Source organism: Actinoplanes sp. NPDC024001 (assembly GCF_040638955.1).
Lineage (GTDB): Bacteria > Actinomycetota > Actinomycetes > Mycobacteriales > Micromonosporaceae > Actinoplanes.
The window spans coordinates 1-16352 of the sequence record NZ_JBEZZB010000110.1 but is presented as its reverse complement, the minus strand read 5'-3'; the positions used below and the strand labels follow the sequence as shown (position 1 = coordinate 16352).

At 74.1% G+C, this 16352-nt stretch carries 12 protein-coding genes; 5 read left to right on the top strand and 7 right to left on the bottom strand.

Annotation, left to right across the window (positions count from 1 at the left end):
- The first annotated feature begins 20 nt into the window (after positions 1-20).
- The 4 genes from pdhA to AB0F81_RS33710 all read left to right on the top strand — a co-directional run bounded on the left by pdhA (position 21) and on the right by AB0F81_RS33710 (position 3902).
- Positions 21-1109 carry a pyruvate dehydrogenase (acetyl-transferring) E1 component subunit alpha gene (pdhA, locus tag AB0F81_RS33725; protein ID WP_360203810.1) on the top strand — a complete coding sequence of 363 codons (1089 nt, stop codon included), beginning with the start codon at positions 21-23 and terminating at the stop codon, positions 1107-1109.
- Positions 1109-2095 carry an alpha-ketoacid dehydrogenase subunit beta gene (locus AB0F81_RS33720; RefSeq protein ID WP_360203808.1) on the top strand — a complete coding sequence of 329 codons (987 nt, stop codon included), beginning with the start codon at positions 1109-1111 and terminating at the stop codon, positions 2093-2095. Before pdhA ends, AB0F81_RS33720 begins: the two co-directional genes overlap by 1 nt.
- Entirely contained in the window at positions 2092-3492 is a 1401-nt protein-coding gene (locus AB0F81_RS33715) for a dihydrolipoamide acetyltransferase family protein (RefSeq protein ID WP_360203806.1), read from the top strand. The genes AB0F81_RS33720 and AB0F81_RS33715 overlap by 4 nt, the downstream gene beginning before the upstream one ends.
- A gap of 65 nt (positions 3493-3557) precedes the next feature.
- Positions 3558-3902 (top strand): hypothetical protein, encoded by a 345-nt coding sequence (locus AB0F81_RS33710; protein WP_360203805.1) that lies wholly within the window; start codon positions 3558-3560, stop codon positions 3900-3902.
- A 2-nt stretch (positions 3903-3904) separates the two neighbouring features.
- On the opposite strand, the gene AB0F81_RS33705 is transcribed toward AB0F81_RS33710, so the two are convergent.
- Positions 3905-4582, bottom strand: coding sequence for an SDR family oxidoreductase (locus AB0F81_RS33705; protein ID WP_360203804.1), 678 nt, complete (start codon positions 4580-4582; stop codon positions 3905-3907).
- 10 nt (positions 4583-4592) lie between these two features.
- Positions 4593-5162 (bottom strand): TetR/AcrR family transcriptional regulator, encoded by a 570-nt coding sequence (locus AB0F81_RS33700; RefSeq protein ID WP_360203802.1) that lies wholly within the window; start codon positions 5160-5162, stop codon positions 4593-4595.
- Between the two features lie 92 nt (positions 5163-5254).
- Between AB0F81_RS33700 and AB0F81_RS33695 the strand changes: the two genes are divergently transcribed.
- Complete coding sequence (locus AB0F81_RS33695) at positions 5255-6274, top strand: aldo/keto reductase (protein ID WP_360203800.1); 1020 nt, start codon at positions 5255-5257, stop codon at positions 6272-6274.
- 197 nt (positions 6275-6471) lie between these two features.
- On the opposite strand, the gene AB0F81_RS33690 is transcribed toward AB0F81_RS33695, so the two are convergent.
- The 5 genes from AB0F81_RS33690 to AB0F81_RS33670 all read right to left on the bottom strand — a co-directional run.
- The gene (locus AB0F81_RS33690) at positions 6472-6984 is read right to left on the bottom strand and encodes an N-acetyltransferase (protein WP_360203798.1); all 513 of its coding nucleotides are present in this window, start codon (positions 6982-6984) and stop codon (positions 6472-6474) included.
- An 11-nt stretch (positions 6985-6995) separates the two neighbouring features.
- On the bottom strand, positions 6996-8516 hold the full coding sequence (locus AB0F81_RS33685; protein WP_360203796.1) for a hypothetical protein: 1521 nt from the start codon (positions 8514-8516) through the stop codon (positions 6996-6998).
- 707 nt (positions 8517-9223) lie between these two features.
- Positions 9224-12820, bottom strand: coding sequence for a DUF5682 family protein (locus tag AB0F81_RS33680; RefSeq protein ID WP_360203795.1), 3597 nt, complete (start codon positions 12818-12820; stop codon positions 9224-9226).
- Positions 12813-13922, bottom strand: coding sequence for an AAA family ATPase (locus AB0F81_RS33675; RefSeq protein WP_360203793.1), 1110 nt, complete (start codon positions 13920-13922; stop codon positions 12813-12815). The genes AB0F81_RS33680 and AB0F81_RS33675 overlap by 8 nt, the downstream gene beginning before the upstream one ends.
- The coding region (locus AB0F81_RS33670; RefSeq protein ID WP_360203791.1) for a hypothetical protein at positions 13919-16352 on the bottom strand (2434 nt) is incomplete at its 5' end. The genes AB0F81_RS33675 and AB0F81_RS33670, both read right to left, overlap by 4 nt.

Genomic DNA, 16352 nt, shown 5'->3' with positions numbered 1-16352 from the left:
ACGGGGAACAGAATCCGTTCATGACACGTGACGCAGCTCACCTGCTGCCGTCCACGGTGCCGGTGACGCTCATCGACCCGGACGGCGACCCCGTTCCGCAGGTCGGCCACGACCTGCCCGACTCTGAGGCACTCGTACGCGCGTTCGCCGCCCTGGTTGCGGCCCGACGATTCAACGATCAGGCGTACGCGCTGGTCCGGCAGGGCCGGCTGGCCGTCTACCCGTCCTCGCACGGGCAGGAGGCCTGCCAGGTCGCCGCGGCGCACGTCCTCGCCGACGGTGACTGGCTGTTCCCGACCTACCGGGACACCGCGGCCGTCGTCGCCCGCGGCGTCGACCCGGTGCAGACGCTGACCCTGCTCAAGGGCGACTGGCACAACGGCTACGACCCCACCGAGACGCACGTGGCACCGCTGGCCACGCCGCTCGCCACCCACCTGCTGCACGCCGTCGGCGTCGCCCACGCGGCCCGGCTGCGCGGCGAGGACACGGTGGTGATGGCGATCTGCGGCGACGGCGCGACCAGCGAGGGCGACTTCCACGAGGCGCTGAACTTCGCCGCCGTCTTCCGCGCCCCGGTCGTCTTCCTCGTGCAGAACAACGGCTACGCGATCTCGGTGCCGCTCGACCGGCAGACCGCGGCGCCGTCGCTGGCGCACAAGGGCATCGGGTACGGCATCCCGGGCGAACGTGTCGACGGCAACGACGTGGCCGCGCTGCTCAGCGTGCTCGGCGCCGCGGTCGGGCGGGCCCGCGCGGGCGAGGGACCGCAGCTCGTCGAGGCGCACACCTACCGGGTGCAGGCGCACACCAACGCCGACGACGCCGGCCGCTACCGCACCGACGACGAGGTGACCCCGTGGCTCGCCCGGGACCCGATCACCCGCGTGGAGACCTATCTGCGGGGGCGCGGGCTTCTCGACGACGACAAAGCAGCGGCGTACGCGGAAACCGCCGAACGTCTCGCCGAGCGGATGCGGGCCGGCCTGAACGCGGACGTGCCCGCCGACTACCGCGACCTGTTCGCGCACGTCTACGCCGAACCCACCCCGCAGCTGCGGGAACAGCAGGCGCTCGTCGCCGACGAGCTGGCCCGGGAGGTGCGCTGATGGCGCCGGAGAAACTCACCATGGCCGGCGCGCTCAACCGGGCGCTGCGCGACGCGATGCACGCCGACGACTCGGTGCTCGTCTTCGGTGAGGACGTCGGCACCCTCGGCGGCGTCTTCCGGATCACCGACGGGCTGACCGCGGAGTTCGGCGACCAGCGGTGCTTCGACACGCCGCTCGCCGAGTCGGGCATCCTCGGCATGGCGATCGGGATGGCCATGAACGGCATGCGTCCGGTCGTGGAGATGCAGTTCGACGCGTTCGCCTACCCGGCGTTCGAGCAGCTGGTCAGCCACGCGGCCAAGATGCGCAACCGGACCCGGGGGCGGGTGGGGCTGCCGATCGTGATCCGGGTGCCGTACGCCGGAGGCATCGGCGGGGTGGAGCACCACTGCGACTCCTCCGAGGCGTACTACGCGCACACGCCGGGCCTGCACGTGCTCGCCCCGTCCGGTCCGGGGGACGCCTACGGGCTGCTGCGCCAGGCGATCGAGTCGGACGACCCGGTGGTCTTCCTCGAACCCAAGAAGCTGTACTTCTCCCGGGCCGAGGCGGATCTCGCGTCACCCGTACCCCCGATCGGCAAGGCCGTGGTGTGCCGCGCCGGAACCGACGCGACGCTGATCGCCTACGGACCGGCGGTGCCGGTCGCGCTGGAGGCGGCCGAGGCCGCCGCGCAGGAAGGCCGCAGCCTGCAGGTGGTCGATGTGCGGTCGATCGTGCCGTTCGACGACGAGACGGTGTGCGCGGCGGTGCGCTCGACCGGGCGTGCCGTGGTGGTGGCCGAGGCGGCCGGGTTCGCCAGCGTCTCCTCGGAGATCGCGGCCCGGGTGATGGAACGCTGCTTCCACTCGCTGCACGCGCCGGTCCGGCGGGTCACCGGGTTCGACATCCCCTACCCGCCGCCGAAGCTCGAACACTTCCAGCTGCCCTCGGTGGACCGGATCCTGGACGCCGTCGACGACCTGCAATGGGAGGAGTCGTGACCGCGCACGTCTTCACGCTGCCGGACCTCGGTGAGGGGCTGACCGAGGCGGAGATCGTCCGGTGGCTGGTCGCGGACGGTGACGAGATCCAGGTCGATCAGCCGGTGGTGGAGGTGGAGACCGCGAAGGCGGTGGTCGAGGTGCCGTCGCCGCACGCCGGCCGGGTGGCGACCCGGCACGCGGTGGAAGGGGCCACCCTGGATGTCGGGGCGCCGCTGCTCACGGTCGCGGATGCGGACGAGGGCTCCGGCAACGTGCTGGTGGGGTACGGCACGAAGCCGGGCGCCGGCGGGTCCCGCCGGCATCGGCGTCCTCGCGCTGCCGCCTCACGTGCCGTCGATGCTCCTGCTCCCGCTTCGCCTACCGGGCCTGCTTCGCCTGCTCTCGCTTCGCCTGTCGTTCCTGCGTCGCCTGCTCTTGCCGCTTCGGCCGGCGTCGCTGCGGCTCCGGTGGCCGGGGCGCCGTTGGTGGCTTCGCCGCTGGTGCGGCGGCTCGCGCGGCGGGCCGGCGTGGATCTGTCCACGATTCGGGGCACCGGTCCGGGCGCGGTGATCACCCGGAGGGATGTAGAGGCGGCGATGGCCGCCGCGGCGGCGGTTCAGGCCGCTCCGGCGATGCCGCTTTCGGCCGCTCCGGCGATGCCGCCTTCGGCCGCTCCGGCGGCGTCGCTTTCGGCGGCGTCGGTGCCTGCGCCGCGTGCGGCCGGGCCGGGGGAGCGGCGGGTGCCGCTCAACGGCTTCCGCAAGGCGGTGTCGACGGTGCTCTCGCGCAGCCGCGCGGAGATTCCGGAAGCCACCGTGTGGGTGGACGTCGATGCCACCCCATTGTGGGAGCTGCGCGAACGCACCCGCGGCGACGCGGGTGCCCCCGGGCTGCTCGCCTACGTCGCCCGGTTCGTGGTCGCCGCGTTGCGGGAGTACCCGGTGTTCAACGCCCGCCTGGACACCGAACGCCAGGAAGTCGTCGAACTGGACGAGATCAACCTCGGCGTCGCGGTGCAGACCGATCGCGGACTGGTGGTGCCGGCCGTGATGGGCGCGCAGACCATGACGGCCATCCAGCTGGACGCGGCGATCCGGGAGACGACCGGCCGGGCGCGGCGCAACGAGTCCACGCCGGGCGAGCTCACCGCGGGCACCTTCACGCTGAACAACTACGGCGCGTTCCGGGTGGACGGCAGTGCCGCGATCATCAACCACCCGCAGGTCGCGATCCTCGGACTGGGGCGGATCATCGACCGGCCGTGGGTGGTGGACGGGGCGCTGACCGTACGGAAGATCACCCAGCTGTCGTTCGTCTTCGACCACCGGGTCTGTGACGGTGGGGCAGCCGCCGGCTTCATGCGTGCCGTCGCCGACGCGATGGAGGACCCGCTGAAGGCCCTGGCCCGGCTGTAGCCGCCGGCGGGCGGGAGCCTCGAGGGCTCCCGCCCCGCTGGACGGCCGTGGTTACCGTGTGGACTGTGGACGGTGACGGGGATTACAGCTACGACGCCAGTGATTGGCCGTCCGGCACGGACGGCGGCGGGCGATCCACGCGGTGGGACGACCCGACGTTGCGCAGGATCGACAGTTTCCCGATCAGCAGCCTGCGGACCTTCAGCATCATGGTCATGTTCTTCGGCTGGACGCCCATCGTCCTGCTCACCGAGGAGCACCACAGCTGGAACGACGAGCACGCCTTCTGGTGGCGGCTCACGCTGTTCGGCTGGATCGCCTGCACAGCGATCGTGTCGATCATCGCGCTGACCGAGAAGATCGCGTTCCAGCGTTACCGGCGCCGGCTGACCGCAGAGCCTCCGGCCTGACGTCAGAGCCGTTGCAGGTCGCTGAGGGCCTCGGCGATCGGGGTGGCGCCGGCGTTGAACCGGACGGTGCGGCCGATCGTCACCGGGTCCTGCAGCGCCCGCAGCACCACTGCGGCCACGTCGGCGCGGCCGACCGAACCAGCGACCGCGCCCTGCTCGGCGGTTTCGATCCGGCCGGTCGGCGGGTCGTCGGTGAGGCGGCTCGGGCCGAGGATCGTCCAGTCGAGGCGGGTGCCCGTGAGGTGGGCGTCGGCGGCGGCCTTCGCCTGCGCGTACGGATAAAAGGGGTTCTCCGGCGGGACGCCGTGGTCGATGCGCGCGCCGAAATAGGACACCATCAGGTAGCGCCGCGCGCCGGCGCGCGGCGCGGCGTCCATCGAGCGGATCGCCGCGTCCCGGTCCACCGCATAGGTCCGGGCCGGGTTGCCGCCACCGGCGCCGGCCGACCAGATGATCGCGTCGTGGCCGGTGAACAACTCGGCCAGCTCCTCGACGCTGAGCCGCTCGACGTCCGCAACCAGCGCGGACGCGCCGGAAGCGGCCACGTCGTCCTGGTGCTCGGGATTGCGGAAGATCGCAGTCGTCTCATAGCCGGCGTCGACGAGCAGGGGCAACAGCAGCCGGGCCACCTTTCCGTGCCCACCGATGACGACGACACTGCCGGTACTCGACTGATCCATTCTGCCCAGGCTACGCGCCGCCGCCGGATTCGCGGGTGCGCAGCCCCGTGACGAGAAGCGCGACCAGGCGGCGGGCGTCGTAACGCGGGTCGCCGGCGCCGATGCAGAGGTTGCCGACGCCACGCATCAGCTGGAACGCGTCCACGTCGGAGACGATCTCGCCGGCGGCGGCCTCCAGCAGATGAGCGCAGACCGGGACCAGGCGGTCGAGGAAATAGGCGTGCAGGGTCTGGAACGCGGCGTCGTCGGACTGCAGCGCCTCGGCCAGGCCGTGCTTGGTGATCAGGAAGTCGACGAACAGGTCGATCCAGGCGGCCAGGGCGGCGTGCGGGGTCGCGCTGCGCTCCAGCAGTGCGGGGCCCGCCTCGGCGCAGGCCTCCACCTGGTGCCGGTAGACGGCGACGATCAGGTCGGCCCGGGTGGGGAAGTGGCGGTAGATCGTGCCGACGCCGACCCCGGCGCGGGCGGCGATGTCGCGGACCGGGACGTCGACCCCGGAGGCGACGAAGGCGGCGGCGGCCGCGTCCAGCAGGGCCTGCTGGTTGCGGCGGGCGTCGGCGCGTTTCTTCGTCTCCGTCATGAAGGCCTCCGTCGGTTGCTAAACGGAACCGTGTTCCGTATCGTGGTTTCCGGAACGTGGTTCCGCTTATAGGATGCCAGAAGGGAACAGCCATGCAGTACCGCACCCTGGGCCGTACCGGCGTACAGGTCAGCAGCCTCGCCCTCGGCGCCATGAACTTCGGCGCGATCGGGCGCACCACCGTCGACGAGGCCACCGCGATCGTCGACGCCGCCCTCGAAGCCGGCATCAACCTGATCGACACCGCCGACCGGTACAGCGCCGGCGAATCGGAAGAGATCGTCGGCAAGGCCATTGCCGGCCGCCGCGACGACATCGTGCTGGCCACCAAGGCGACCATGCCGATGGGCGACGACCGCAACCGGCAAGGTGGGTCACGCCGGTGGATCGTCACCGCGCTCGACGACAGCCTGCGGCGCCTCGGCGTCGACCACGTCGACCTCTACCAGATGCACCGGTGGGATCCGCGGACCAGCGACGAGGAGACCCTGTCGGCGCTCACCGACCTGCAGCGGGCCGGGAAGATCCGCTACTTCGGGTCGTCGACGTTCCCGGCCTACCGCATCGTGCAGGCCCAGTGGGCGGCCCGGGAGATGCGCCTGAGCCGGTACGTCACCGAACAGCCCAGCTACTCGATCCTGCAACGCGGCATCGAAGCGCACGTGCTTCCGGTCACCGAGGAGTACGGCATGGGCGTGCTGGCGTGGAGCCCGCTGGCGTCGGGCTGGCTGTCCGGGGCGGTGCGGGAAGGGCAGGACATCACCACCCACCGGTCCGCGGTCCTGCCGGAACGTTTCGACCTCAGCGTGCCCGCCAACCGGGCCCGGCTCGAGGCGGTCGAGAGGCTGGTGAAAGTCGCGGACGAGGCCGGGCTGAGCCTGATCCAGCTCGCGCTCGGGTTCGTGATGGCGCACCCCGGCGTGACCAGCGCGATCATCGGGCCGCGCACGATGGACCACCTGCGGTCCCAGCTGGCGGCGGCGGACACGGTGCTCACCGCCGACGTGCTGGACGCGATCGACGAGATCGTCGCGCCGGGCGTGGATCTGGCGGCGCACGAGAAGTTCGACGCGCCTCCGGCGTTGCTGGACGCCACCTTGCGGCGCCGCTGATCAGCTGCTGGCCGCCACCTTGCGGCGCCGCTGATCGGCTGTTGGCCGCCGTCCTGCGGCGTTTGCCGATCGGTAGCTAGTCGCCCATCTCGCGGCGCTGCTGAACAGCGCGGTGGAGAAGTTGTGCCTCTGCTGCTGAGCGGGCAATGCCCGTGAAGTCCGCGCCGTTCGAAGATCGACGCGTGGCGTGCGGCTGGTTACAGCATGCGGTGCATGATGTGCAGGCCGACCGGTCCATGCACGGGATGGTCGAAGGCCTCCGGCACTGTTCCCAGGACGGTGAAGCCGAGCGATCGCCACAGGGCGACCGCCGGGTTGGTGGCGACGACCGCGTTGAAAACCATCGCCCGGTAGCCGTCCCGCTTGGCCTCGCCAAGTACGTGCTCGGCCAGGCGGCGGCCGACTCCCCGCCCGCCGAAGGCCGGATCGACCATGAACCCGGCGTTGGCGACCGCGGCGGCCGGCCCGCCGTAGTTGGGTTTGACGTAGGCGGAAGCCACGATGCGCCGGCTTTCCGGGCCGGTCTCGCTGGTGGGGCCGCTGTCGATCTCCACGACGAAGACGCGCGCGGAGGGTCCCATCCAGAGACGCCGCGCCTCGTCCTCGGGGGTCTGCCGGTCCCAGGCGTAGGTCTCACCCGCGCTGACGATCTCCTGCCAGAACGGCCAGATCCGCGGCCAGTCGGACGGCACAGCATCGCGTATGAGCATGAGGAAGCACGTTACCGGCGGCTCCCCGCCGGCTCATGCCACTCCGGCGCGGACACCCACGCGGTCCGGGTCGTCTCGCGGGTGGCGGCCTGCTCGTAGACGGCCGCCGTCAACCAGGCACGCGCCAACTGGTGGACGTCGTGCGGGTCGAGGCGGCCGAAGACGTCCCTGGTCCGGCGCACTCCCGCCGCGCCGAGCCCGGCCAGGACGGCGGCCGCGGCACCGAGATGCGCGTCGCTCAGGCGGCGCGCATCCTCGCCGACCCCGGCCAGCAGCGCGGCCCGGCCGCCCGAGACGACGCGCTCGAGGTGATGGCGCAGCAGGTGCAGCGGCGGCGCGGCCGGGTCGGCCTCGGGAATGCTCGGGCCAGCCATGCTGGATAGGCCAGGGTCGGCTGCCGGTGGTGGGGTGTTGCCCAACGGTCGTGGCGTGGGGTCAGCTTCCAGATCGGCGCGGTTGAGCGGGCCGGCCCCCAGATCCACGTGTCCGCCGTGCCGGGCCGCCAGCCACGGCGCGGCGAAGGCCAGGCCGGCCACCCGCCGCGGCCCGGCGAAACGGCCGACGAGGCGCACCGGCCGCCCAGCAGCGTGGGTGGCGAGCAGCCGGAGGTTGGCCACATAGGGCAGTGCCGGGTCCTCCAGCGGCGCGGTCACAACGACGATTCCGCCCGGCATCGTGGCGGGCCCGTCGTTGTCGGGCTCGGCCGCCGCCAGGTGGTCGGCGGTCAGGCTCGTTCGGATGTCCAGGAGCAGCCCTCGGCGGTCGGCGCCGAGAATGTTGCCGTCGAGGAAAGCGAGGTCGTGCCCGGCGTGACGCTCCTGTGCCGGGAGATCGGCCGCAGCGAGCCAGCGGTCGACCTGGGCGGGCAGACCGGTCTGCCAGAGCGCGTCGAGCGGCGCTGCGAACCAGCCGCTGCCCGAAGCCGCCACGGCCTGACGGGCGCGGCCGTGGCTGAGGCGGCCGGCCGCCGACGCGTGGGCGTTGATCGCCAGCAGCCCGCTGCGCGAGAGCTCACGATGGCTGAGCCGCACCTCACCGAGATCCACCGAAGCCCGGACGGCGGAGACGGCAACGGCCGGGTCTGCCGGCTTGACGTCGGAGACCACCCAGACGCGGCCGCGGGCATCCGCGAGGTAGGTGACAGCGCCGGCGTGCCCGGTCGCGGCCCGGACCGGTTCGCAGAAGATCCCGTGCAGCCGCAGGTCACCGACGGGTTCGTAGTCGCGGCGGGAAACTCCGATCGCCGTCGCGTCCCCGGCCGCCAGCCGATGGCAGGCCGCCAGCAGATCACGCAGGTCGTCGGCGAGCTCGGCCAGACGGAATGCCGGCTCATCCCGCCGGGCCGCCCGAAGGTGCTCCACCACCCGAACCGCGACCGCCGCGGGGGCGTGCACCTTGGCGGCCCGCGCTTGGTGCACCGCGCGAAGCAGATCCGCCTGCGCCACCGCCCCCGCACCGGAGATGCCGGAAGCGAGCACCGCAGCCGCACCCGCGGCCAACTCGCCGGCCGCCCGCCGCTGCCCCGCGGCCACCGGCGAATACGCATCCGCCGGTCCTGCGCCGCGCGTTCCTGCCCCGGCCGGCCGGTTACTGTGCGGGCCTGCGCTGCGCGGGCCTGCGCCGCGCGTTCCTGTCCCGGCCGGCCGGTTGCTGTGCGGGCCTGCGCTGTCGTCTTCGCTGCGCGACTCTGGGCCGGTCGAGCCTGTGCCGGTCGAGTTGGCTTCCGGCGGCTCCGCCGCGGTCGGGTCGCCTCCGGTCGGGCGGGAGCCGGAAAGCTCTGTTTCGGCTTGTCTGCTGGTAGGTGCGGGGCGGCCATCGGCCGAGGGCGAGCGGGAAGGCTTGAGCGGAGACGGTGCGGCGCCGGCCGCCTGGATCGAGGACGGCCCGGCCTCGGCGTCGGCTGGCTCGTCCGGGGCATGCGGGGTGGCTCGGTCGGCTTGGGGCGTCGGGTCGGTGGAATCTGGGTCGTCGGCAAGCACCGGCGCGCTGCTCAGGACGGCCGCGCGGTGCAGGCAGCGTGGCGCGAGCAGGCAGCTGCACACGGCGTCCTCGGGGACGGCTACCCGTGCGGTGAGGGTGACCGTCGTCTGTTCGTCAGGGGACACCGTCACCGCGTCGCCCACCTGGGACACGGGCCAGCTTCGAGCCTGTTCCACGGCGGCGTCGAGGCGGCCGCGCAGGCGGGCCGGCAGTGCGGCGACTGCGGCTGCGGTGACCGCGGCGGCGACCGGAGGCAGCGTCATCGGACCTGGTCCCCGATCCAGCGGGCCAGCTCGGTCGGGCTGAGCGCGGCCACCGGCATGCCCGCGGAGACCAGTTGCGCGGCGACGCCGGCGCTGTACCGGGGGCGGCCCCTGTCGTCGAGGCTGGCGCAGCCGAGCAGGGTGGTCCCGTCGTCGGCCAGGGTCCGGACCGCCGTGAGCAGGTCGCCGACCGGGTAGCCCTCCTCGAAGTCGCTGATCACGATCACCATGGTGCGGTGGGGCACCAGGGTGATCTGCCGGGCGTAACGCAGGCCGGCGGCGATGTGGGTGCCGCCGCCGACCCGGATCTCCAGCAGCAGGGACAGCGGGTCGCTGACCCGGTCGGTGAGGTCGATGACCTCCGTGGAGAACGTCACGAAGTGCGTGCGCAGCGCCGGAACCCCGGCCAGGACCGAGGCGGTCAGCGCCGCCCACACGGTCGACTCCTCCATCGAGCCGGAGACGTCGACGAGCAGAACGACCTGCCAGTCGACGCTGCGCCGACCCGGACTGCGGAACACCGGCTGCTCGGGCAGCAGCTGCACCCGGCCGTCCGCCCCGGTTCGGGCGGTGTGCAGGTTGCGCCGGACGGTGGCGGCCAGGTCGAGCCGCCCGGTCGGGCGCCGGGTCGGCCGCGGCGTGCCGAGCCCGGTGAGCGCGGGCCGGATGCGGCGGGCCAGCTGGGCGGTCAACTCGGCGGTGAGCCGGGCAACGAGTGGGCGCAGCCGGGCAAGGCGGGCTTCGGGCAGCCCTCCGGCCAGCGACAACACGGCGTGCAGGAGGTCGACCGAGGGTCGTACCCGCGCGGGGTCGGCCGCGAGCACCGCATCGATCCGGCCGCGCTCCGCGGCGCGGGCCAGGACCTCGTCGCGCACGTCCGCGCCGAACAGCGCCTCCAGGTCGTCCACCCACTCGCGCGCTTCCGGATAGGCCGGTTCCCGGCCGGCGCCGCCGCCGTCCACGGTGTACGCGCCCTCGCCCCGCCCGGCACCGTAGATCTCGTCGAGCGCGGTGGCGAGCCGTCGCCGCTCGGCCGGCAGCCGGTCGGTCTCCCGCCCGAGCAACAGCCGCCACCGCTGCACAGGCGTGATGCCGCCGGCAAGGCCGTCCGCCAGCCGTTCGGCAGGTGGGCTGGACGCGGTGGGGATGCCGCTTCCCGCGCTCGGAGCGGGGAGAAGGCCGGGCAATTCGAGGCCGAGACCGTGGACCGCGGCCAATCCTGCCCGGTCGGCCGCCAGCCAACCGGCGACCGTCGCCGCGCCCGCCGGTAGCTGCGGATTGACAGTGCCGTGACGGTCGCTGACCGTTCGCAGCAGGCGGTCCCGGTCTGCCGGGCTCATCGCGTCGAAACCGCCGCGCAGGGCGGGCAGGCGCCGGACGAAGTCGTCGTCGGTCATGTGGTCGACGGTCTCCAGCAGGGGCGTGAGCACGTCGCCGCCGGCCTGCAGCAATGCGCCGGCGATGCTGAGGGCGCCGCGCAGCCGGCCGGTGCTCTCCGCGGCGGGCAGGTCGGCCCAGGACGCGAGCCGCCGGCCGAATGCGCCGGGCTCGTCGTGGCCGAGCAGGGCGCCCACCGCGGTCGCCGCGCCGCTCATCAGCGGCGATCCGTCTCGGGCGAGCGCGCGGATCGCGTGGTCGAGGCGCAGGAGCCGGCCGGCCTCGTCGGCGGCCTGGACCAGGTCGTGCAGGGCGCGGGCGTCCTCGACGCGAGTTGACCCGGTCAGGCCGGCGACGGCGGCGACCGCGGCGGCGTGCAGGTCGTCACGGACGTCGGACACGCTGTCGAGGGGCTCGGTCAGGCCGGCGACGTGTCCCCGGTCGAGCCGGTTGAGCAGGTGCAGGGCGGCGACGATCTGCGCGACCCCGCCGCCGTGGCAGACGGCCTGGCGCACGTCGGTCAGGCGTAGCGCGGCGAGAGCCGGCAGGCCGCAGTGGGCGGCCTGTTCCAGGCCGGTCAGCGCCTGGTCGGCGGTGGGGCCTCCGGCGGTCAGTTCCCGGCGGCGGCGCAGCGCGAGGAGGCCATCGGTGGCCTGGGCGAGGGTGACTCCATGCAGCCCGGCGACGGCGAGGGCGGCGTCGGTGGCCGGTGTCCACTCGACCCGCCAGGCGGTCGTGAGCGCCTCACCGCCGAGGGCCGGGCCGCTCGTTCCGATGCTGCCGTATTGCGCGCCGCAGGCGTCGAGCCGGCGGATGGCGAGTTCCCGGGCGCGATCGGTGGGGGAGCGCAGCGGATCGAGGCGGATCCGCTGGGCGGGCCGGCCGGGACCGGGCAGTTTCAGCCGGGACAGTTCGTCCTCGACGGCGGGGAGCAAGCCGGTCCGGGGCGCGCCGGTGGGCAGCCGGCCACGGTTGCGCCCGATCAGGACGGCCTCCATGGCTTGGGCGACGGCGCGGCCCGCGCCGACCGGTGCGCCCTGGGCCAGGACGGTCTGCAGGGCTTCGACGACTTCACCGCGGCCGGGCGCGGGCAGCGCGCGCAGGGTGGCCAGGTCCGTCGCCAGCCGGGCCACCTCGGTGGCCTCGCCGGGTCCGGCCGGCCGTCCCTGGGCGCGCAGCTCACGGGTCACCTCGACGGCGATCGTGTGGGTGGCGAGGCGGACCTGTTCCGGGTCGGCGCCGCAGTCGAGGACGGCCTGCTGCCAGCGCGGGTCCCGGATGCCGGCCGGGTAGCCGGAGCGGGCGTCGAGGAGGTCGAACGTGTAGGGCACGAGTGAGATGACAGGTGCCGCAGAGCCGGCGACGCCGTCGATGGCGGGACCGTCGAGAAGCGCGGGCGCATGGAACGCGCCGACGACGGCGGTGACACGCCCTTCCGTACGACGAAGGTGGCCGCGCATGCATGCCTCCCGCCGCAGATCGACGGGGTCGACGCCGCGACCTTCGGCGTCGTGCCGCAGTGCCCAGCCGGCCGCGAGGGCCGCCCGCCGGACCGCCTCCGGAGGGCTGCCGGGGGACCCCGCCCCGATCCACCGGTCCCACAGGTCGTCGCCGGCCCGGCCGGTCAGGCTGCCGTGGACAGCCTCAGCAAGCGTCGCGCCGAGCGGGGCGAACGCCGGGCCAGGAGAGGCAGGCAGCGGGCCGGGCGAGGTGGGTGCGGGGTTGGGCGCGGCGGGCGGCGGGCCAGGAGAGGCAGGCAGCAGGCCGGGCGAGGTGGGTTGCGGAGCGGGCGAGGCATGCGCTGGGGTCGGCGAGGCCGGTGGAGACCCGGGCGACCGATCGCGCGGCGCTGCCGACCGCCCCTGCCAGGCCGGGTCGGACAGGGGCAGGTCGCAGCACACCACCGGGACGCCGTTGCGCTGCGCCCAGCGGAGGGCGGCCAGCTCCGGGCTGAAGTCGGCGAACGGGTAGAAGGCCACCGGCCCGTCGCCGCCGGCGGCGGCCAGGGCGATCGGCGCGAGCGTGCCGGGGTCGGCCAGCCAGCGGATCCACGGCTGCATCTCGGCGGGCAGCTCGACCAGCAGGGTCTGCGGCGCGAAGGCGTCGAGCAGCGCCGGGACGGCGGCGGCCAGGACCGGCGAGTGGTGGCGCACGCCGATCAGCTGGATGCGCTCGTCGCCGGCGAGCCGCTCGATCTGCTCGCGCGGGTCAGTCACGCAGCACGTCCCGGTGTTCCCACAGCTGCCGCCACATCCGCGCCCCGGACTCGGCCCGCCGGCGCAGTGCCCCGTCCCAGTACGCCAGCAGCCGGCCCGCGTCGGCCGGATCGTCCTTGCGCACGACGCCGAGCAGGTGCCCGGGCAGCAGTGACAGTGGGTCGGGCCCGGGCAGGTATGCCGCGGACAGCCCGATCGACGCGGCGACCGCGACCGCCTCGGCGGTGCTCATCACCGACGACGGGCGTTCCACCTCCCAGCCTTCGGCGCTGAGCCCGGTCCGCAGGTCGCGGAACGCGGTCACCAGCGTCTCCAGCACCGCGTCGTCGACGGCGAAGCTCGCCCCGCCGCGTTCGACCGACGCTCTGGCCTGCCGGGTGACCAGCGCGACCTCCGCGTCCAGGTCGGCGATCGGCGGCACCACCTCGAAGTTGAAGCGCCGTTTCAGCGCGGCCGACATCTCCGACACCCCGCGGTCGCGCAGGTTGGCGGTGGCGATCAGGCAGAACCCCGGCACGGCGTGGCGAACCGCGTCGTCGCTCCCGGCCAGCTCGGGCACGCTGATCCGCCGCTCCGACATGATCGAGACGAGGGCGTCCTGCACCTCCGGCAGGCAGCGGGTGATCTCCTCGACCCGGGCCACCGCGCCGGTCGTCATCGCGGTGAGGATCGGTGAGGGCACCAGCGACTCCGGTGTCGGCCCCTTGGCCAGCAGCAGCGCGTAGTTCCACCCGTAGCGCAGCTGGTCCTCGCTGGTGCCGGCGGTGCCCTGCACGGCCAGCGCGCTGGTGCCGCAGATCGCGGCGGCGAACAGCTCGGACAGCATCGACTTGGCGGTGCCGGGCTCGCCGACCAGCAGCAGGCCGCGTTCCCCGGCGAGGGTGACCACGCAGCGTTCGACCAGGGCCCGCTCGCCGACGAATTTCGGCTCGATGACCCGGCCGCCGACGGGCGCCCCGCCGGAGCCGGCGACGAACGTGACCACGGCCCGCGGCGTCAGCCGCCAGCCCGGCGGGCGGGGACCGGTGTCGGCGGCGGCGAGGAACTCCAGCTCCTCGGCATAGCGGTGTTCCGGCGGGTCGATCTGGCGGACGGTGGTCACGGCTTCTCCTCCAGGTCGCGGTAGCGGGGCAGGTCGCCCGCGGTGATCCGGGCCCAGGCCGCGGCGAACAACTGCGGCAGCGACCGGGTGACCACCCGCTGCTTGCCGTTGTGCAGGTACAGCTCCTGTTTCCAGGCTTCGACCGGCAGCATCGGCGCCCGGGCCGGCAGCCAGCCACCGGGCAGGAAGACCGGGCGCCCGGCGCGTTCGCGTTTGGCGGTGACCACCAGCCCCGCCGCGACCAGCGCCTCGCGGGCCTTGCGCAGCTGGGTGGCCGTCCAGCCGTTCCAGGACTGCACGGCCTTGTCGGTCGGGTCGGGCAGGGCGAGCAGCTGCAGGTAGTACGCCGCCGCGGCGGCGTCGAGCCCGAACCGGTCACCGGCCTCGCCGACCAGTCCCGGCGCGCTGACCCGCGGGTCCCGCGGCTCGCCGGCGGCGCCTTCCGGCGTGGACACCACCTCGTCGATCCAGCCGGACAGCAGGGTCCGCAGCGCGGTCCTGGTGTCGTGGTCGATGAAGCCGAGCGCCGGGTCGTCGGCGCCGCTCAGTCTCGCCGGCGCGACGTGGAAGGTCAGGTGGTCGTGGTAGCTGTTCCCGTCGACCAGGGCCGGTCCGGCTTCCGGCCGGGTGGTCAGCGGGTGCACGCCGTAACCGGTGAGCAGGCCGGGGTTGCGCAGCCGCTCCCGGACCAGGCGCAGGGCCTGCGGCAGCGTTGCCCGCAGCGGGTCGTCCCAGCGCAGGTGGTAGCCGAGCCACGGCAGGGCGGCGGCCGCCGCGAACAGGTAGCGCTGGTCGAACGGTGTGCCGCGGTCGGCGACGGTCTGCACGTGGTAATAGCCCTGGCAGGTGCTGCGCCCGTCGGTGCTGAGCCAGTCACCGGCCTGCGGCGCGGCGATGACCTGCAGGATGTCGGCGGCGCGGGCGCTGTCGACGACCCGGTCGAGGGCGGCCACCAGCTCTTCCGGCACGGCGACCCGGCGGCCGCGCAGCCGGATCCACGTCTCGGTGACCGCCGCGACGTCCGGGCCGTGCTCCCACAGCGCGGCCGGGTCGACCGGCATCGCCGCGTCGAGCAGCTCCACCCGCTGCGCCGGGGACAGACTCTGCAGCGCGGACTTGGCGACCTTGGCGTGGGCGGCACTGAGCCCGAGCCGGGTGCGCTGCTCCGGGGTGAGGAAGTTCGCCTCCCAGGCGTCGATGCCGGGCAGGCCGGCCAGCAGCAGGACGGCCTCGGCGCGAGTCATGCCGGTGGCGGCGGCCAGCGCCTCGGCCGCTTCCGGCCGCCACGGCGCGGGGCCGCGCTCCCGCAGCAGCGCGGCGAAGGCGCGCAGCCGCTCGCTGTCCTGACGACCGCTGGGGTACGCCTCCTCGTGCACCGTCGACTCGGCCGGCGGGGTGAACGCCCCGTCCGCCGCGAACTGCACGGCGGTGCGCTGCCAGGTCGGCTGCGCGCCGGGGACGAACTGCCGGCGCGACGGTGGGAAGAGCACCGTCAGCTGCTCCCCGGCACGCTGCAGCTCCAGCTCGTTCACCGACATCCGCTGCTGCGTGATCTCCAGCAGGCGCAGCCGGGAGCCGGCCAGCGGTGTCTTGGCGATCGTGGTGAGGAAGACGGCCAGCGCCTCCCGGTCGGCCTCGCCGGTGACCGGGGAGGCGGCTCGCAGCGCGGCCGCGCCGAGACCGGCGAGCAGCGCCGTCCAGTTGCCGCCGGAGTTCGGCACGGTGACCTGGTCGGCCGGCACGCCGGACAGCACGGCGCCGATCGCGGCCACCTGACCGAGGACGTGGAACTGCGGGCCGGAGGGGCCGCTGTAGTAGGTCCGCGTGGAGTCGCACAGCCCGCTCCACGCCTGCTGCAGCGCCGCGTCGGTGATCGTCGGCACGGCCGACCGCGCCGGGGCCGGCCCGGCCTTCAGATGCTGAGGGACCTCGGCGATGCGCCGGCGCAGCCGCACCGCGCGGGCGACCACCTCGGCGATCCGGGACCGCAGCACCGCGTCGGTGACCTGCGGCAGGTGCGCCTCGATGTTCGCCGTGACCGCTTCCTTGACCTTGACGGTCCCGGTCACCGCGTCGTCGACGGCGAGCAGCGCCGCTGCGGTCTGCTCGTCGAGCGCCCGCAGCGCGGCGGAGCCGGCCTCGTCGCGCGGGCGCAGGGCGTGCCACCAGGCCAGCGGCGGCAGGGTGCCGGTCGTCTCACCCAGGTCGGCGAGCACGAACTCGCCGTCGGCCGTCCACACCCGCAGCCGGTCGCGGGAGTAGCCGCCCTCCACGGAGAGCGGCAGCGGCGCCGCCGAGCCGGGCAGCATCACGGCCCCGACCAGGCGCTCGCTGCGGGCTTCGCCCAGCGCCGGCCGGTGCAGGACGTGCCCCGGCAGGGTCACCCGGCGGCCGTCGACGCCCTCGCCGGAAGCAGGTTCACGTCGTGCG